Source organism: Actinomadura chokoriensis, assembly GCF_041463665.1.
Lineage (GTDB): Bacteria > Actinomycetota > Actinomycetes > Streptosporangiales > Streptosporangiaceae > Spirillospora > Spirillospora chokoriensis_A.
On sequence record NZ_JAXCEJ010000009.1, the window covers coordinates 230,885 to 250,722 of the forward strand.

Below are 19,838 nucleotides of genomic sequence, written 5' to 3' on the forward strand. Positions count from 1 at the left end.
GTGCGGTGACCAGTGAGCGACAGGACTTCCGGCTGATGGTGGGACCGGAACCGTTCGATCCCGCGGACGTGGAACCGTCGGCGTCGGCGGCGACGGGTGCGCAGGCGACGATCGTGCAGTTCGCGGCGTTGCTGAGCGAACCGGACATCGCCCGTGTCACGGCCGCGTACGGATTGAGGCTGGACCGGTTCGTCCCGAACCTCGCCTATCTGGAACGGCTCGACGCGGCGACGGCCGACCGCGTCCGCGCCGACTTCCTGGTCCGGGCCGTCACGCCGTTCCCTCCCGCGTCGAAACTCTCCCCGGACATCCCCGCCGCCGGACCGCTGGACCTGATCGCGGTGCTGTTCGGCGACTCGGACGCGGGCGCGGTCACGGCCGCGCTCACCACGATCGGCGCGCACGACATCGCCGCCCTCGACGACCGGGAGATCGGTGGCCAGCTGCACCTGCGCCTCACCCTCGACGACGCGGTCGGGCTCACCGAGGTCGCGGCGGTCGACGCCATCGCCTGGATCGAGCCGGTACCCACGCTCGAGAACCTGGACGTCGAGGCGGCCCAGACGATCCAGTCGGGCACCGTCGGCCCCCATGCCGGCGCGATCTGGGAGCACGACCTGCACGGCGAGGACCAGGTGATCGGCATCATCGATGCCGGCACGCTTAATCTCGACCACTGCTTCTTCGCCGACGCCCCACCGAACGTCCCCGGCCCGGGGCACCGCAAGGTGCTCGCGGTGTTCGACGAAGGCGGGGACCTCAGCAACCCCAACGACCCCGCGGACAATCCCCCCGGCGAGCACTTCATGAGAGTCGCGGGCATCGCGGCCGGCGACCAGCTCGGCGACCCCGGCGCACACCCGCACCGCGGCGGCGCGTGGGCCGCCAAGATCGTCTGCCGAAACCGCCTCGACTTGTTCAGCAAGGCGCTCAGCAAGCCGCCCAGCCTCCGGCAAGCGCTGGAGAGGTCGAAGGGCGTCACCGCGACCATCCACAATCTCAGCTGGTCGAACCGCAGGACCGAGAAGTACGAGACATCCGCCCGGGACGTCGACGCGTTCAGCTTCGACAACGAGGACCAGCTGGTGATCGCCGCCGGTCACAACTCGGGCCAGGGACCGGCGAACCGGTCGCCCGCCATCGCGTTCAACGCGATCTGCGTCGCGGCGGCCAAGGCCCACCCCGACCACCTGTCGCGCGCCAGCGGCGTGGACGGGCCGGTCGACGGCCGCCGTAAACCGGACCTGATGGCCGTCGGCGACGGCATCACCACGGCCACCAGCCTGGCCGCACCGCCCTCGGGGCCGTTCTGCGACATGGCCGGGGGAATAGGCGGCCACACCAGCTGGGCGACGCCCAACGTGGCGGCCGGGGCCGCGCTCGTACGCGAGTACTTCCAGAAGGGCTTCTACCCCGACGGCACGCCTGAGCCGCACCGGAAGGTCGACCCGACGGGAGCGCTGATCAAGGCGGTCCTGCTCAACTCGACCGTCGACATGACCGGCCATCCCGGCTACCCCTCCGACACCGAGGGCTGGGGGCTCATCCAACTCGACCGCACGCTCTTCTTCGACGGCGGCGGACGGCGACTGTGGGTGAAGGACGTCCCGCGCAAGGCCGGCCTGCGGCTCGACGAGAAACGCACGTACCGCGTCTCCGTCAACGACGAGAGCGAGCAGCTGAAGATCACCTTCGTGTGGACCAACCGGCCGCCGGCCCAGCCGATCCCGAACCGGCCCACGGTGCAGCCCATCAGGTTCGAGGTGGAAGATCCCATCGGGAACCTCTACCTGGGCAACGACTTCGACGTCCCCAACGGTGTCTCAAGGAAGGCGACCGCGAGCCCGCGGGTCCCGCCGGACACCGTCAACAACGTCCAGATGGTCGTGGTGAACGACCCCCCCTTCGGGTCCTGGACGATCCGGCTCCGCCCGTTCCTGAACCGGGACAAGCAGGGCTACGCCCTGGTCGTCTCCGGCGGCCTTCTCCTCTAGACCGGAGGTAACCCGGTGGCACTGTCCGTGGAATCGCTGATGCTCGAGGTGGGCAGGGCGTTCGCGCCACTAGAGCAACGCCTGCGTGGCGACGAGATCCCCCTGCTGTTCGCGGAGATCGGGCTGCCGGCGCCCGACACCGTCCTGGCCGCGCAACCCGTCCGCGCCGCGGTGGAGGGGGCCGCCACCGCGCTGTCCGGGCTGCCGCGCTCGCTGTCGGACCTGGTCGCGGCGATCGAGGCCCGGGACGCCGGCCGGATCGCGGAGTCCGTGGCCGCGGTCGGCGCGTTGATCACGACCGTGGCCGACGCGGTGGACGCGGTGTCCGGCGCGATCCAGGCGGCCGCGGCGGCGGCAGGGGCGAACCGGGACGAGGTCGAGGCGTTCGCCGGGGAACTGGCCGAGCGGCTGTTCGGCTTCGCGCTGAGCACGTACCTGGGGGACCGGAAGCCGATCGCGGCGAACATCCTGGAGCTGGTCGGCGTTCTCGAGTCGACCCCGATCGCCGCGACGCCCGGGGCGCCCACGTACGTGCGCCGCGTGCTCCGCCTGGACCGGGTGAGCGGCTTCCTGCACGACCCCGTCGGCACGCTGACGGAGCTCTACCGCTGGGGCGGCCCGGACTTCGACTGGGACCTGCTGCTCCAGCGGCTGTCGATCTTCCTCACCACGGTGTCGCATTTCGCCTTCCCGCAGCCCGGGCCGCCGCCGTTCCTGCGGGTCGCCGGGGTGGACATCGGCGAGACCGGCGACCCGGTACCCGGCGTGCAGGCCACGCTGCGGCTTGAGGCGGAGGACCACCTCCAGGTGACCGTGCCGCTCAACGACGCCGTGGCGCTGACCGCGACGGCCGACGCGGCGATGGACGCCGGGGCGGCGGTCAAGCTGCTGCCGCCCGCCCACCTGCAGGTGGTCCCGCCGTCCGGTGAGGTGCGGGGATCGGTGCGGTTCGGCGTCCAGGCGCCGCCCACCGCCGGAGGCCCGCCGCTCGTCGTCCTCGGCACGGCGGACGGTTCCCGGGTCGAGGCGCGGTCCCTGCACATCACGGCCGGCGCGGACCTCGACTGGCACGCCGGGGAGGGCCGCGCCGAAGGCGACCTGGTGCTGGAGGCCGCCATCGAGGGCGGCAAGGTCGTGCTGAACCTGGCGGACGCGGACGGCTTCCTCAGCACACTCCTGCCGTTCGAGTCGATCGAGCTCGACGCCGACGTGGGGCTGACCTGGTCGAGCGAGACCGGGCTGCGGTTCCGCGGTACGGGCGGGCTGGAGGCCGACGTCCCGGTCGACCTGCACGCCGGTCCGGTGGACATCCGCGCGCTGCATCTCGGCCTGGGGCTGGCCGCCGACGGCGTCGCGCTCGAGGTGTCCGGCTCGATCGCCGCTCAGCTCGGCCCGATCGCGGCCGTGGCCGACCGGACCGGTGTCGTGCTGCGTCTGTCGCAACCGGACGGCGCCCTCGGGATCACCGCCGACTTCAAGCCGCCCAGCGGGGTGGGGCTCACGATCGCCGCGTCCGGGGCGTCCGGCGGCGGGTTCCTCTCATTCGACCCCGACCGCGGCGAGTACACCGGCGCGCTGGAGCTGGAGCTCTCGGACTTTCTCGCGGTCAAGGGCATCGGGCTCATCACCACCCGCCGGCCCGACGGCTCGCCGGGCTTCTCGCTGCTGATCGTGCTCACCGCGGAGTTCCCCTCGGGCCTCCAGCTCGGCGCCGGGTTCACGCTGCTGGCCGTCGGCGGGCTGCTGGGGCTCAACCGGGGGATGAACCTCCAGGCGCTCGTGGAGGGGGTGCGGACCGGCGCGATCGAGTCGGTCGCGTTCCCGAAGGACGTGGTGGCGAACGCGCCGCGGATCCTGTCCGACCTCAACCGGTTCTTCCCGGCCCAGCCGGACACGTTCCTCGTCGGCCCGATGGTCAAGATCGGCTGGGGCACACCGGCCCTCATCAGCGCCTCCATCGGCGTGATCATCGAGGACCCGGGCGACATCGCGGTCCTCGGCGTGGTGCGCGCCGCGCTGCCGTCCGTCGACCAGCCGCTGCTCGTCCTCCAGGCGCAGTTCGTCGGCGCGCTGGAGACGGACAAGTCGCGGCTGTGGTTCTTCGCGAAGCTCTACGAGTCGCGCGTCATGGGCATGACCATCGAGGGCGGCATGGGCCTGCTGGTGTCGTGGGGCGCCGACCGTGAGCTGATCGTCAGCGTCGGCGGTTTCCACCCCGGGTTCCGGCCGCCGCCGCTGCCGTTCCCCACGCCGGACCGGCTCACGGTGAACCTGCTCAACCGGTCCAAGCAGCTGATCCGGTTGACCGGCTACTTCGCGATCACCCCCAACACCGTGCAGTTCGGCGGGAGCGTCGAGATACGGCTGGGGTTCAGCTCCTTCGGGCTCGAGGGCCATCTCGCCCTCGACGGACTGATCAACCGCGACCCGTTCCGGTACAGCGCGCACAGCTCGGGGCACGTGTCGCTCAAGGCGTTCGGCGTCGGCGTGTTCAGCATCAGCCTGGACCTCGCGGTGGAGGGCTCGGCGCCGTGGCGGGTGCACGGGCGCGGCTCGATCGGCTTCCTGTTCTTCTCCGTCTCCGCCGACTTCGACATCTCGTTCGGCGAGGAGCTGGCGCTCTTCCTGCCGCCGATCCCCGTACTCCCGTTGCTGGCGGCGGAGATCGCCAAGACCGAGAGCTGGGAGACCCGGCTTCCCGACGGCGGTGTCCGGACGCTGGTCACCCTGCGCCCCCTCCCTGCGGGCGATGAACTGGTCCTGCACCCGCTCGGCAGGCTTGTCGTACGGCAGCGGGCGCTGCCGCTGGACGTCAGGCTGGACCGGATCGGCGGGCAGCGGGCGAGCGACGGGCGGCGGTTCAGCGTCACCACACCGGAGGGCGGCGGGTTCACCCAGGCGTCGGTCATCGGCGAGAAGTTCGCGATGGCCCAGTTCCAGGACATGTCCGACGCGGCGAAGCTGTCCCGTCCCTCGTACGAGGCGCAGGACGCCGGCCTGGAGCTGACGTCAGACCAGGGCGCGCTGGCGACCGCCCGGGTGGTGCGCCGCGAGGTCCGGTTCGAGCTGCACCTCATCGACGGCGCGGGCAGCGCCGCGGCGCAACCGGCCGGGGTCGCCATGCCGGCGGCCGCGACCGGTACGCCCGTGCAGCGGTTCCACAGCGTCAGCGGGCCGGTGTTCGACGAGCTCCTGCGCGGGTCGAGCACCAGCCGGTCGGCGCTGTCGGCCCGGCGGGCCCGGCAGCGGCAGCCGTTCCCGGCCGCGGACACCGTGCGGGTCGACGAGCAGCGGTTCGTGGTGGCGTACGTGAAGAGCAACCGGCAGGCGTTCCCGCCGGGCCGGACCACGCGCCGGGTGCCCGCGACGTTCCGCAGCCGCGCGACGGCCGAGGACGCCCTGGCCGACTTCGTGGCGGCCGACGCCACCCTGGCCGGGCAGTTGCACGTCATCCCCGCGGCCGAGGCGGCCGTCGCGCCGGGCGTGCCCGGCACGTGGTCGCCGGCCGGTGTGCTGCCGGCCTCGGTGTCCGAGGTGGACCTGGTGCCGCTGCTGAACGGCCGCGTCCTGATCGCCGGCGGCACCGGCCCGGACGGCGCGCCGGTCGCGGCCACCCAACTGTTCGACCCGGCCGGCGACTCGTGGTCCGCCGGGCCCGCGCTCGGCACCGCGCGCCGGCTGCACGCCACCACCCGCCTGTCCGACGGCCGCGTGCTGGTCACGGGCGGGCAGGACGACCAGGCCGCGCCGCTCGGGTCCGCCGAGATCCTCGACCCGGCCGCCGGCCGGTGGACCCCGGCGCCCGACCCGGCCGCCGCTCGCCACGGCCACTCGGCCACCCTGCTGCGCGACGGCCGCGTGCTGATGGCCGGCGGCAGCGGCGCCCGGGACGGACAGGAGGACGGCGCGCTCGCGTCCGCCGAACTGTACGACCCGGCGACCGCCACGTGGACCACCACCGGCGAGCTGACCAGCGCCCGCACCGGGCACCAGGCGGTCCTGCTCGACGACGGCCGGGTGCTGGCCACCGGCGGCCTGCTTCCGACCGGCGGCGGCCGCGCGGAGCCGCTGGCCTACTGCGAGGTGTTCGACCCGGCCACTGGTGTGTGGACCACCACCGGCGGCCTCGGCACGGCGCGGGCCGGCCACCAGGCCGTCCTGCTGTCCGACCACCGAGTGCTCGTGACCGGCGGCGCCCCGGTCGTGGCCGCCGACGGCACGCTGGCTCCGGACAGCCTCGCCACCGCCGAACTGTACGACCCGGTAGCCGGAACCTGGGGCCCGGCGCGGCCGATGCCGGGCGGTGGCCGGGCCGGCCACCGCGCGCTCGCGCTGCGGTCCGGCGAGGTGCTGGTGACCGGCGGCACCGGCGCGCCCGAGCGGACCGCCGGCTTCCGGTCCGTCATCTCCTACGACCCGGGTGCCGGCACATGGCGCGTGCTGGGCGGCCTGCTGCTGGGCCGTACCGCGCACGCCGTCGCCGAACTCCCCGACGACCGGGTGCTGGTCGCCGCGGGCGCGGCCGGCACCGACCCCACCGGCACCGGTGAGGTGCTGATCCCGTGAGCAAAGGAACTGCGACCATGTCCACATCCACCGCGGCACCGACCGGCACCTGGAAGACCGCCGGCGACCTGCCCACCCCGGCCGCCTGGTACGGCCAGCACGACGGGCCGGTCCTACTCGACGGCGGCGCCGTGCTGGTGGCCGGCGGCGCCGACGCGGCGTCCGGCTCACTCGCCGGCGCGGCCCTGTTCGACCCGGACCGTGACCACTGGGACCCGGCCGACCCGATGGGCACACCGCGGCGGCTGCACTCGCTCACCCGCCTGGCGGACGGGCGCGTCCTCGCCGTCGGCGGGCTGAACGGCACCACCGGGCTGCCGACCGCCGAGCTGTACGACCCCGCGAACGGGCACTGGACCGCGACCGGCCCGCTCACCACCGCCCGCTGGGGGCACAGCGCGACGCTGCTGGACGACGGGAGCGTCGTCGTCGCCGGGGGCAGCGCGGCGCGCCCCTCGGGCGGCACGATCGCGCTGCGGTCGGCCGAGCGGTTCGACCCCGGCAAGGGCACGTGGCGGTCCGCCGGCGTCATGAACGACGCGCGCACCGCCCACACGGCGGTACCGCTCCGCGACGGGGCGGTCCTGGTCGTCGGCGGCGTCGCACCGGTCGGCGCCCCCGACGACCCGGCGCTCGCGTTCTGCGAGCTGTACGACCAGGCGCACGACGCGTGGACGCCGACCGGCAGCCTGATCACTGGACGCCGGCACCACCGTGCGACCCGGTTGTCGGACACCAGGGTCCTCGTCACGGGCGGCACCGCGCCCGGCTCGCCGGGCACCGCCCCGTACGACCCGTTCAGCCAGCGTACGGTCGAGGTGTTCGACCTGGACGCCGGCAAGTGGACGGCGAAGACCGCGATGCCGTCCGGCCGGGCGCTGCACCGCGCACTCCTGCTGCCCGGTGCCCAGGTCCTGGTGGCCGGGGGCGCGGCGGGCGACCGCGACGAGTCCGGCTTCCGCAGCGCGCTGGCCTACGACGTCGCGGGCAACACCTGGGCGCCGGTGCCGGGCCTCGCGACGGGGCGCTGGTCGTATGCGGCCATCGCGCTGTCCGACGGCCGGGTGCTGGTCGCCGGCGGCGTCGCCCGGTCCGGGCTGGCCGCGGCCGACCCGGCCGGCCTCGAACTGACCCCTGCCTCCGAGGTGTTCGGGGAGACCCCGTGACCACCAACGCGTACAGCTTCCTGCCGTGGCTGCGGACCGGGATCAACACCCGGATCACCGCGGACCCAGGTCCCGCGGCCCGGGCCAGTGTCCCGGTCCCGCTCAACGTGTCCGGCGACGCGCTCGACGGCGGCACGATCATCCACGACGCCGGGCGCACCGTGCAGTTGTACGGGCCGGGCGACGTGGTCGGCGTGGACCCGCGGGCGATCTCGCGGACCGAGCCGCGGCCGGGCACGGCCAACGTCGAGCCGAACTTCCTCGCACACATCGAGTTCGCCGACGAGGGCTTCGCCTGGCGCTACAGCCCCGCCCCGTCCGGGCCCGCGACCGCGCGCCTCACCCCGTGGGTCGCCCTGGTGGTGCTGGCGGCCGGCACCGAGTTCACCGACGCGCCCGGCACGGCCCCGCTGCCAGCCATCGACGTCACCGACCCGGGCGGCACACTGCCGCCGCCGGACCAGCTCGGCGCCTGGGCGCACGTGCACGTGAACGGCTCGCTCGCCGACCCGGTGGCCACCGACAGCACGGCCGGCGCGCTCGCCGCGCTGGACGCCCTGCTGACCGGCGACCCGGACAGCGCCTGCTGCCGGCTGATCTGCCCGCGGCACCTGGAACCGGAGACCGCGTACGAGGCGTTCCTGGTGCCGGCCTTCGAGACCGGGCGGCTGGCAGGCCTCGGCCTCGACCCGGCCGGCGCGCCCAGCGGCATGTACTCGGCCTGGGGCCCGCCGTATGCGAACCGCCCGGTCGGAAACCGCGTGCCGTACTACACCCGCTGGGCGTTCCGCACCGGCACGGCCGGCGACTTCGAGTTCCTGGTGCGGCAGCTCCAGGCACAGCGCGCCGACGCGCGGGTGGGCCGCCGGGAGTTCGACGTGCACGGCTCGCCCGGCCTCGACCTGCCCGGCATCCCCGACCAGGGCGGCGTGCTGCCGCTCGGCGGCGCCTTACGGGTGCCGGAGACCGTCGACCCGGCGGACAACTGGGACCACTTCGCCGACCCGCCGTCGCCGGACCCGCTCTACCCCCACCCGTTCGAACAGGCGCTGGCCAAGGTGATCAATCTGGCGGACGACTTCCAGCACCAGACGTCGGCGGACCCGATCGTCACGCCCCCGCTGTACGGCCGGTGGCACGCGCTCACCTCGCGCCTGCTGACCGAGCGGGACGGCACTCCGGTGTCCGCGGCCGAGAGCCACGACTGGGTGCACCGGCTGAACCTGGATCCGCGGTTCCGCGTCGCGGCCAACCTCGGCGCGCAGGTGGTGAAGGACCACGACGAGGAGCTGATGGCGGCCGCGTGGGCGCAGGTGGGCGATGTGGTGGTGGCCAACGGCCGGATCCGCGCGGCCCAGCTCGCCCGCGAGGTCGGCCAGGTGCTGCAGACCCGGCACCTCGATGTGCCCGCCGGCACGGCGCAGACCGCGGCGGCGGCCGCGCCCTCGGGCCGCGCGCTGACCCTCACCGCCCCGGCCCACTCCCGGGTCGTCACCACCGCGACGACGCCTTCGCTGGTGGCCGCCGCGGACAGCGAGGTGTCCGTCGGGTTCCACGTGGCCGGCAGCCGGGTCGCGGCCGCGCCCGTGTCGCCCGCCATGCGGCGGATCATCCGGCCCGGGTCGCGGCTCATCCGCTCGCTGGACTTCGCGGAGGGCCCGCGGGCGGACGCCCTCCTGTTCCGCATGGACGCCCCGGTCGACCCGGTCGTCGCCGCCCCGGTCAAGATCACCCCGGGCGCGCTGGTCACCCCCGCCGACGTCGAGGCCGCACTGCACCCGGGCCGGCCGCCGGGGACGGACCCGGTCGACGTCCTCGCGCACAGCCCCGACTTCGTGCTCCGCGCGCTCGACGATCCGGTCACCCCGCACACCGGCACCACCGACAGCGCCGAGGCGATCCGGTTCAAGAGTGCGCTCCGCGAGCTGCACCAGGGGATCGACGCCGGTGTGGCGGTCGGCCAGACCCCGCAGCCGCCCGCGCTCGACCTGATCACCACGACCACGGCCACGCTCACCGGCCTGCGCTCCGACACGACCGTGCCGCGCGCGCTGCTGGAGGGCGCCGTCAGCCTGCCGGAGCGCCTGCGATCGTTCGCGGCCGCGTTCACCGAGGCCATGGCGTATCCGGTGTTCGACATACCGACGTTCCAGTCGCTGCTCGACCTCTCGGTCGACGCGTTCGTACCGAACCTGAACCTGCTGCCGCCGAACTCTCTGACGCTTCTGGAGAACAACCCCGAGTTCATCGAGTCGTACATGGTGGGGCTCAACCACGAGATGGCCCGCGAGATGCTGTGGAGGGAATTCCCGACCGACCAGCGCGGCACCCCGTTCCGCCAGTTCTGGGACCCGGTCACCGCACTGCCGGAGCCGGGGGTGTCGCCCGCCGAGCGCCGGGAGCGCGGCTACGACATTCCGCCGATCCACCTCTGGTCGCCGGACGCCCGGCTGGGGGAGAACGCCAACCCGCACGACGGGATCGTCCTCGTGGTCCGCGGCGAGCTGCTCAAGAAGTACCCGACGACCGCGGTCTACGCGCATCGGGCCGAGTGGCCGCCCGGCCCGGACGGCCTGCCCGACAAGTCCCAGCCGCGCCGCCTGGTCACCATCACGGGCCCGCCGACGACCGACCAGATCCAGCTCCCCCGTTTTGAGTCCAAGGTGGACCCGGACATCTACCTGATCGGGTTCGCCCTCACCGCCGACCAGGCGGTCGGCGGGCCGGACGACCCCGGCTGGTTCTTCGTCCTGAAGGAGCGGCCCGGCGACCCGAGGTTCGGCCTGGACGACCGGGATCCCGGCCGGCCGGCCGGGCCCATCGAGGTGTGGAACGACCTGACGTGGAGCGACGTCGACCCCGCCGGCCGCGGGTTCGTCACGCTCGACCCTGCCGTGACCGTACCGCTGGCCGGTCTGGACGGATCCGACGACGCCGAGAAGCTCGACCAGCACACCGAGGACGAGAACCTGCCGCTGTGGTTCAGCGGCCTGGGTTCCGCCGACCTCGCCTACATGTTGCTCCAGGTGCCCGTCATGGTCGCCGTGCATGCCCAGGAGATGGTTCCGCGATGACCACCCTCAGCGACGCGTTCCCGGTGCTGCTCGCACCGGTGCGGGTCGAGACCCGGTTCACCTCGACCGAACTGCTGGTCCGAATGTTCCCGGACGAGTGGGCTGTGGACAAGTTCGAGCCCAAGCCCACCGACGCCGAGATCACCGCGATCGACGCGTACTGGACCGCCCGCTGGGCGGCCGGCGGACGCGCCGCGGCGCTCCAGGCCGCGTGGCAGGAACTGGCCACGCGGATACCGCCTGGGCGGGCGGCGTGGCTGCTGCGCGGCCGCACCCCGGCCAACCCGAGCGAGGAGCCGGCCGGAGTGGCGGACGGCGCCGTGGTGCTGGTCGTCCGCACCGCCGCGCCGCCGGCCGCGAACGACCGCCAGCCGTCGGTCAGCTACTGGACCGCGGTGTGGCGGGCGCACGGCGACCGGTCGCGGTTACGGCAGGCCGACGCCGCGCTCGTCGCCGCGGTCGGCGCCACCCAGGCGAAGGCCATCCGCGCCCACCGCCCGTTCGGCGTGGACGGCGCGCTGACGACCGCGACGGACGACGTGGTGGTCGCGTTCCTGGTGCTGCCGGCGCCCGCCGCGGGCAGCACGGCGGCGGACGCCTGGACGCAGGGCGCCCGGGCGCGCCTGCTGCCGGACCGCTTCCAGGTCCTCGGGTTCAACGGCGGACAGGAGGTGGTGTCGGTGGCCGGCGAGGCGGTGCCGGCCACGCTCGCGGTGAGCCCGGACCCGGCCGCCGGCGACCAGATCTCCGTCAACGAGCAGACCGGCGCCCTGCACGTGCCGGACGACCTGCGCTGGCTCGTCGACTTCGACCGGGCCGTCGCCGTCGGAATGGGCGTACGGATCCCGCTCACCGACGGGATCCGCGGCGGGCTGGAACGACTCGTCGTCCTCGGCCTGCGCGAGCAGGCGGCGCCCGCGCAGACCGCGGCGGACCTGACCAGCCTGATCAACCGCCACCTTCGCGGCCCGGACGGATTCGCCCTGCTGCCGCAGGGAACGCCGACCAACAACACCGAGACCCTGCCGGCCGGCCAGGACGCCGAGGACGAGGCGGCCGCGGCGCTGCGCACGGTCGGCGGTGCCGCCGCCGCGACGACGGCGGCGGACTGGGCGACCCGGACCGACGGCCGGCAGTTCGCCGACCTGCTCGGCCTCGACCCCGGTGTGCTGACCGGCATGCCGAACGCGGACGGCACCGACCAGCGGGACGCCCGCGCGGCGAACACCGCGCTGTGGCCGGCGACGTGGGGCTACTTCCTCCAGACGGCGCTGCACCCACTGCTCGGCCCGGACGCCATCGTCGAGACCCGCGACTTCTTCCTTCGGTACGTCTCCGGCCGCGGCCCGCTACCGGTGATGCGGATCGGGCGGCAGCCGTATGGGATCCTGCCCACCACCGCGTTCTCCCGGCTCACGTACCCGGACTCGGCGCCGCACCGCACGGCGCTCAACCGGGTGCTGACCGAGGCGGGCAAGGACTGGGCGGCGGCCGCCGCGCAGGTGCCGCACCTCGGCGACGGCGCGAGCGACGCCCACCAGCAACTGCTCGACCTGGTCGCGCTGCACCCGACGTCGACCGAGTACCACCAGCGGTACGCGCAGAGCCTGGAGGACCTGTTCAACCGGGAGAACCTCGCCGGGCTGGGCGGCACCGCCCTGTCCACGGTGGACCAGCTAGGGCTGGCCGCCCCGGTACGGGCCCTGCTCAGCCGGTTCGGGGCGGACACCGGCCCCGGCCGGGACCCGGATCTGCTGCGCCGGCTGTTCGCCGGCTTCCAGCAACCGCTGCTGGCGCCGCTGGTCGACGACCGCCCGCTGTCCGAGACCGACCGCATCCGGCCCTACACGACCGACGGTCGCGACTACCTGACCTGGCTGGCCGCGCTGGCCCGCACCGACCTGAACGGCATCCGGCTGGAGTCGGGCTTCGCCGAGGGCGCCCGCCCGGCGACGCTGCTGTACCTGCTGCTGCGGCACGCGATCCTGCTCGGCTGGGACGACGCGGCCCGCGCGCTCACGACCGCCGCCGGCCAGCCCGCCGGGCCGCCGGTCGACTCGCCGTTCATCCACGTGCACCTGCCCGGCCCCGGGGAGGACGCGTCCAGCGAGAGCCGGTTCCGGCTGCTGTACTCGCCGGCTCCGGCGGTCACCGGGAACCCCGACCAACTGCTGGTCGGTTTCATCCCGTCCGTGCTGAACCAGCCCGGCCCGACGGTGGCGCTCGCCGACCAGGCGCACGCGCTGGACGTCCTGGCGACCCTGCCGACCGCCCGCCTGGAACGGGTGCTCGCCGAGCACCTCGACCTGGCCACCCACCGGCTGGACGCGTGGCGGCTCGGCCTGGCCACCGAGCGGCTCACCGAGTTGCGCTTCGGCCCCGACGGCACCGCCAAGCCCGGCCTGCACCTGGGGGCGTACGGGTTCCTGGAGAACGTGCGGCCGCACACCGCGAACCTGGAGCCCGTCACGCTCACGGGCCCGCTCGCGACGGTGTTCGCCGGTGGCGAGCCGCTGCTGCACGATCCGGACAACGAGGGCTTCGTGCAAGCGCCCTCGCTCGGCCACGCCCGTACGGCGGCCGTACTCCGGGCCGGGTACGTCGCCAACGCCGCCCCGAACAACCCGGGCACCTTCGCGGTGAACCTCAGCTCCGAGCGCGTCCGGCTCGCCCTGTCCGTCCTCGACGGCATGCAGCGCGGCCAGTCGCTCGGCGCGCTGCTCGGCTACCGGTTCGAGCGCGGCCTGCACGACCGCCACGGCCAGGCCGAGGTGGACCGGTTCATCAGGGCGCTCCGGCTGCGATTCCCGCTGCGGGCGGGGCGGATCCCGCAGACCGCGGACGCGGATCCGGACGAGATCGGGCAGGTCGAGGCGAGCAACGTGATCGACGGACTCGCCCTGGCCCGCCACCTGACCCGCGGCAGCGGGTCGCGGACGTACCCGTTCGACATCGAGGGGCTGCCCCAGGCCGACCCGGCGCAGACCGCGGCGATCAGCGAGGAGGCCGACCGGCTGCTCGACGCCAACGACGCGGTCGCCGACCTCGCCGTCGCCGAGGCCACGCACCAGGCACTGGCCGGCAACCCCGAGCGCGCCACCGCGACCCTCGACGCGTACGCCAAGGAGGGGCTGCCGCCCGACCCCGCGGTGGTCCAGTCGCCGCGCAGCGGCACCACTCTCACCCACCGGCTCGGACTGCGCCTGCGGACCGGGCTGCACCCGGGCAACGGGGACGCCCCCCGCGGACAGGCCGAGCCGGCCGTCGACGACTGGCTGCAGAGCGTACTGCCGCCGGCCCGGTCGGTCGCCGCGCTCGTCACCTGGACCGACCCGGTCGACGGCCACGCCCGCGACCGCGTGGTCACCCAGGACGACGCCGGCCTGGCACCGGTCGACCTGCTGTGGGCGGTGCGGCCGGCCGGGGAGGCCGCGATGACCGACCTGGACGACCGGATCATCGGCGTCGTCGTGGACCGGGACGACCCGCGCCCGGACACCGAGCTGACCATCCGCTACACCGACCGCATCGAAGGCAAGGTCACGTTCTTCGAGCTGTCCCCGCTGATCACCGCGCTGCGCACACTGCTGACCACGGGGCGGCCACTGAAGCCGACCGACCTGCTGCCCGCGTCCGGTCCGGTCGCCCTCGACCGGACGCTCGACGACGCGGTGACGGTGTCCCGGCAACGGCCGGTCGCGGTCCGCGACTCGCTCACCGAGCTCGGCGGCGACGTAGCCGACCTCCTGGCCGACCTCACCCGGCTGTACCCGCCGGACCCGGCGCCGCCGCGGCGCGACGACATCGTCGACGGCATCGACACGCTGCTGACCCGCTACGCCCAACTGGTGACCACGGCCGCCGGGTTCGGCATGGTGCGCAGCGGCTGGGGCGAGCTGACCGCCTGGCGCCGCGGCGTGTTCTCCGAGGTGCTGGCCGGCGCGGCCGCCGCCGCGGCCCGGATGGCGCGGACCCTCGCCCGGGCGGAAGCGCTGCTGGCCGCCTACGACGCCCTGCCGAAGAACACCCCGAACGACGAGCGGTTCCGCCGGCTGCACGAGGTGGAGCCGCTGCTCACGACCACGCCGGACCCCGCCCCGCCGGACCGGCCGGACCGGTTCCGCAACGCCATCGGCCACCTCCGCGACACGTTCGCCGGGCGCCAGGACGACCTGGAGGGCGTCGCCCGGACGGGCCAGAAGACGCTGAGCGGCCTGCTGGCCAAGGTCCTCGACCTGCTGCCGCTGACCGGCATCGATCCGGTGGGCCTGGACCTGACCCCCGTGCTGGACAGGGTGGTCGCGTACGGCGCGGAGCTGCTGTCCCGGACGCGGGCGCTGCAAACCGAGATCACCGGCCGAGCCGCCGCTGCCGCGGCCGCGCTGACGGACGCCGACAACGCCGTCACGGCCCCGGACCGCGCGAAGGCGACGACCGACGCGCTGCGCGCGCTGCTCGGCCCGGACGCGCTCGTGGTACCGGAGTACACGCTGCCCGCCGATCTCGCCGGTGGCCTGCGCGACGCGTTCGACGCCGGCGACGACCTGGTCCGGCACCTCACGCGGGCGCCGATCTCTCGTGACTTCCCGGTCGACGACTGGCTGCACGGCATCGCGCGGGTCCGGGAGATGCCCCGCCTGTGGGAGCGGGTGACGCTGTTCAGCGACGCGCTCCGCAACACCGGCGACGTCGGCGACATCGACGGCACGGAGCCGAAACTGCGGCCGATCCAGCTACCGTTCACGGCCAATGACCACTGGCTGGCCATGGAACTCGCGAGCGGCGCCACGATCGACCAGGACCGGCTGCTGTTCACCGCGCAGTACGCCGACGACCCGCCCCGCGGCGCCGGTCCCGCGTGCGGTCTGCTGTTCGACGAGTGGAGCGAGGTGCTCCCCACCGACCGGGAGACGACCGGGATCGCGGTGCACGCCGACAGCCCGGACTCCGAGCCGCCGCAGAGCATGCTGCTGGTCGTCCCGCCGGTCCGTACCGGATCGTGGGGGATGGACGACCTCGTCGCGGCGGTCACCGAGACGTTCGACCTGGCCCGCACGCGACTGGTGGAGCCGGCGCAGCTCGACGGAACCGGGTACGCGCAACTGCTGCCCGCGACCGTCCTGTCCGCGACCCGCCAGCCGATCACCATCAGCACCGACCTCGCCGTCGCCAACGCAAGGTGGAAGGCCGACCATGAGTGAGCCCCGAATCGCCGACCTCCCGGCGGCACTGGCCCGTCGCGACTTCCCCACGGTGGGCCTGTGGAACCGCCTTGAGGGACGTCCCCGCACCACCGACTTCGCTCGCGCGCTGCGGGCCGAGGTCCGTGACCCGCTGTGGCTGCTGGCCCGGCAGTGGCAGCTCGGCGAGTTCCGCGCCACCGACGGCGGCTCGCCGGTGACGGCCACGTACTCGGTCGTCGCCAGTCCGCTCACCCGGTTTCGCCCGGACGCCGACCCGGCGGCCCCGGCGGGCCCGCTTCCCGCCGGCCGCCCGCTGGAGACGGTGGTGGAACGGCGCCCGCTGCCGTTCGCGTTCGGCACCGAGCCGATCGCGTTCGACCTGCGGCTGTCGCTGGGCCGCCGCTGGCTGAAGCTCGTGGCCCGCGCCTCGATCCCGCCCGGGCACGACCCTGCCGAACAGTACGTCACCCTCTATCCCATCGCCGCCCCGGACCCCGACGCCGAGGCCGACGGCCAGCGCGTCGCGCACCCGGAGGTCTGGGCGGGCATGCAGGCGATGGCGGGCCGGCGGATGGACGGCTACCTGCTGTACCAGCACATCAAGGGCGGTGGGCTGGCCTCCGACGGCGTCACCGGGCTGCGCAAGCAGGACCGCGACGCCGTCAACGCCCTCGGCCCCCGCCTGACCGCCTGGTTCGACCAGCTCATCGACCAGCCCACCGCTGCGACCGCGTGGGACCCGCGCCGGCTGGAGCACCGCTTCTCCGTCGCCACGGCGACGCCCGGCGGCGAGACGGTGCTGTCCGCCCCGGAGTACCCGGGCGGCGAGCTGGACTGGCACGCGTTCTCGGGGTCCCCCGGCGACACCCTCGGCGGCGCCGGAACCGCGCCTGCCCCGCTGAACCGTACGGTGTTCCCCACGTCGGCGAAGTTCACCGGCATGCCGCTGCCGCGCTGGTGGGCGGTCGAGGACGGCAGCACCAACTTCGCCGCCGTGTCACCGGACAGCACCGACCTGGCCCGGCTGATCTTCCTCGAGTTCGCGCTCGTGTACAGCAACGACTGGTACCTGCTGCCGTGCGACGTGCTGGCCGGCACGTTCGCGGCGGTGCAGGGGCTCGCGGTGACCGACGTGTTCGGCGCACGGCGCTGGATCACCCCGGCCGGAACGGGCGCCGCGCACGACTGGCAGAGCTGGTCCATGTTCACCCTGGGCGACACGGCGGGGCTGCTCCTGCCGCCCGGCACGCCGAAGGTGGCGAACGGCCCAGGGCTGGAAGAGGTCGCGCTGGTGCGGGATGAGAACGCCAACATGGTGTGGGGCATCGAGCAGACCGTGCGGATGGCCACCGGCGAGGGCCGGCCCGGCGCGGAGGCGGCCGCCGAGACGCTCGCGTTCCGCCGCCGACTGCACCCGCCCACGCCGCCGGGCGATCCGCGCGCCCCGGTCGCCTATCAGGTGATGAGCTCCGTGCCGGAGAACTGGATTCCGTTCATCCCGGTCCACGTCCCCGGCGACGACCGCAGCGTGCAGTTGCAGCGCGCCGCGATGCCGAGCGAGGTCGACGCCACCCAGGCGATCCCGCCGCGCACCGCCTTGCTGCGCGAGGGCTACGACGCCGGCCAGTCGTACTTCGTCAACGAGGAGGAGGTACCGCTCACGGGCACCCGCCTGACCGCCGCGTACAACCGCACCCGCACCCGCACGGGCCAGGTCGTCGTATGGCTCACCGTGCGCCGCGACACCGGCCGCGGCGGACGCTCCAGCGGTCTTTCCTTCGACCTGCTGACCGAAACGCCGCCGGCCTGAGGTCCCACAGCACCTGCGCGAACCTGGCGGCTGTTCGGCGAAGCGGGCCGTTGCCGCGTTCCGAGGCGGGCTGATCATGGGGCGGCCGGTTCTGCCCGCCCCTGGTCGTGGAGTGGGTCGGAATGTCGATGGAGCCGAGGTCGTTGCCGGAGCTGGCGCTGAGCGGCACCTGGTGGTGCGCACAGGCCCGTGCAAAGGCCGCCGATCGATGCCGTCGCCGCGAAGGTGGGGGCTCTCCAGGGTGTCCGGCACCACGTCCGGGCCCCCGGGAGTCACGGCAAGCCCGAACGCTGATCTTGAGTGGAGGCTCAGCCGACCTTCGGGGTGGCGCGGACTCTGAGCCCACGCCGCCCTATTCGAGCCGATCGGATCGAGGCTGCGCGGATCAGGATGGCGGCTGTGCCGCCCCCACTACCCGCGCACCCTGCTCACTCACGCCCCCAGTCCGCCCAGCCGCGGATAAAGCGGGAGGTCAACTGATGCACCGTTCCGCTGGATGTGACCGGGGGACCTCTTGACCCCCAGGCACAGAAGACCAGTCGATCAAAGTCGAGGGAAGTCGATCGGGGAGCCTCTCACCTGCGAAAACGTCCGGGGAAGTCGTGGCGGGTCCAGATGGGGCCGACCACGGTGGCTCCCCGATCGGCTCCCCATGGCTTCCTCGGTCCGACTGCGATCAAGATCGGTGCCCGACCTTGATCGGGCGCGTGGGTGCTCGTCCCGCGTGTCGATGGAGCCCGTGATGCAACATGCTATTTGTCATGTCCCCGTGACGACACCCCCCGCTCGCGTCGGGGAGAACACAACCAGCAAGGCGACCACGGCCGTCCCCGGGGACCACTCCCGCTTGCGCGGGGAGAGTGGCATCGGCCCGGACGGCAGCGACCCCGCCCGCGGGCCACCCCGCTCGCGCGTGAAGAACAGGAACACGATGTTGACTTCCTCTTCGACCGGGTGAACGTCGGTGCCCCGGCCGCGATCCACGGGTGGGTGAAGCTGACGGGCGAGCGGCTCGCTGCCGCAGACCGCGAGCAAGGCGGTGCCGGCCCCGACCCGACGTTGAAGTTCAACCCCGACAAACCTGCGGGGCGGGGGCGTATCGGGTGGGTGACCCGCCCCTGCCGTACGAGGTGTACGTTTCGGGCGTAACGTTGGTGGAGGGCGAGACGCGAGCGTACGCTGCGGTATCGATCAACATGTGCAAGTCGCCGCGTTCTGGGACAATGAACGCGTGGGACAACTTTCGGACGACATCGTCAAGTTCCTGTCCGCTCGCCTTGATGAGGTCGAGCGGATTGCGCACGTAGCGGCCGACGCGCGAGGCGCGGAATGGTCGGGTAGCGCTGTCCGTGGCGGCGGCAGCTACAGGGCTCGGGTCGCAGGTTCCGCTCATGTCGTCGCTGACATTCCGGCGCACGCTGGCTCGGATGATCCTGCGGTCGCTACCTTCATCGCCTGGCATGACCCGGCGCGAGCTTTGGCAGAGGTCGAGGCCAAGAGGAAGATCGTTAGGGAGTACGAGGACGCCCGCGCGGAATGGGAGAAGTGGGGCAACGGTGAGGGGACACCGACCGCACGCCAAAGGCGCGCTGAAGCGTTGGGCCGCCTGAACGCGTGGTCAGCGGCGTTGCGGCTAGCGGCTCTCCCGTACGGTGCGGGCATGAAACGCGACGAGAGTTAACCGTCACCGATACTTGGTGATGGTTTTTCGCTTGCCCAACCCTGAGTGTGTGTTTGAGAAGTTGATCTCCCAGGGTGTGGCGATTGCTGGACGTCTTGTATACCCCTTGGACCTGAGCCCCAATGAGTGGGCGCTGGTGGAGCCGCTGCTGCCTCCTGCCGGCAGTGCCGGCAGGAGGCAGCGTTCTCGGCGCGAGATCGTGGACGCGGCGTTGTACTTGGTGCGCACCGGCTGCGCCTAGTACTCCAGTTGTAGATCGTGATCTTCATGCTTGAGTGGCTTGTCGGTGGTAGTGGCTGGCCTGGGATCGGGCCTGGTGACGGCGTCGCCATTGGGACCAGTCGAGCCGATGGGCCGGGCTGTG

At 73.5% G+C, this 19,838-nt stretch carries 7 protein-coding genes and 1 pseudogene; all 8 read left to right on the forward strand.

The window, feature by feature from the left end; all coding sequences use genetic code 11:
* Positions 1 to 5: 5 nt before the first annotated feature.
* Positions 6 to 1,994 (forward strand): S8 family serine peptidase, encoded by a 1,989-nt coding sequence (locus tag SM418_RS17180; RefSeq protein ID WP_371941819.1) that lies wholly within the window; start codon positions 6 to 8, stop codon positions 1,992 to 1,994.
* Positions 1,995 to 2,009: 15 nt separating this feature from the next.
* Positions 2,010 to 6,560, forward strand: coding sequence for a DUF6603 domain-containing protein (locus SM418_RS17185; RefSeq protein ID WP_371941821.1), 4,551 nt, complete (start codon positions 2,010 to 2,012; stop codon positions 6,558 to 6,560).
* Between the two features lie 17 nt (positions 6,561 to 6,577).
* Positions 6,578 to 7,726 carry a Kelch repeat-containing protein gene (locus tag SM418_RS17190; protein WP_371941822.1) on the forward strand — a complete coding sequence of 383 codons (1,149 nt, stop codon included), beginning with the start codon at positions 6,578 to 6,580 and terminating at the stop codon, positions 7,724 to 7,726.
* Positions 7,723 to 10,800, forward strand: a complete 3,078-nt coding sequence (locus SM418_RS17195; protein ID WP_371941823.1) for a hypothetical protein — start codon at positions 7,723 to 7,725, stop codon at positions 10,798 to 10,800. Before SM418_RS17190 ends, SM418_RS17195 begins: the two co-directional genes overlap by 4 nt.
* Positions 10,797 to 16,001, forward strand: coding sequence for a hypothetical protein (locus SM418_RS17200; RefSeq protein ID WP_371941825.1), 5,205 nt, complete (start codon positions 10,797 to 10,799; stop codon positions 15,999 to 16,001). The genes SM418_RS17195 and SM418_RS17200 overlap by 4 nt, the downstream gene beginning before the upstream one ends.
* Positions 15,994 to 17,793 carry a hypothetical protein gene (locus SM418_RS17205; RefSeq protein ID WP_371941826.1) on the forward strand — a complete coding sequence of 600 codons (1,800 nt, stop codon included), beginning with the start codon at positions 15,994 to 15,996 and terminating at the stop codon, positions 17,791 to 17,793. Before SM418_RS17200 ends, SM418_RS17205 begins: the two co-directional genes overlap by 8 nt.
* A 1,198-nt stretch (positions 17,794 to 18,991) precedes the next feature.
* Positions 18,992 to 19,474, forward strand: a complete 483-nt coding sequence (locus tag SM418_RS17210; RefSeq protein ID WP_371941827.1) for a DUF6221 family protein — start codon at positions 18,992 to 18,994, stop codon at positions 19,472 to 19,474.
* A gap of 82 nt (positions 19,475 to 19,556) precedes the next feature.
* A pseudogene (locus tag SM418_RS17215) lies at positions 19,557 to 19,709 on the forward strand (transposase); the annotation flags it as partial.
* Positions 19,710 to 19,838 lie beyond the last annotated feature (129 nt).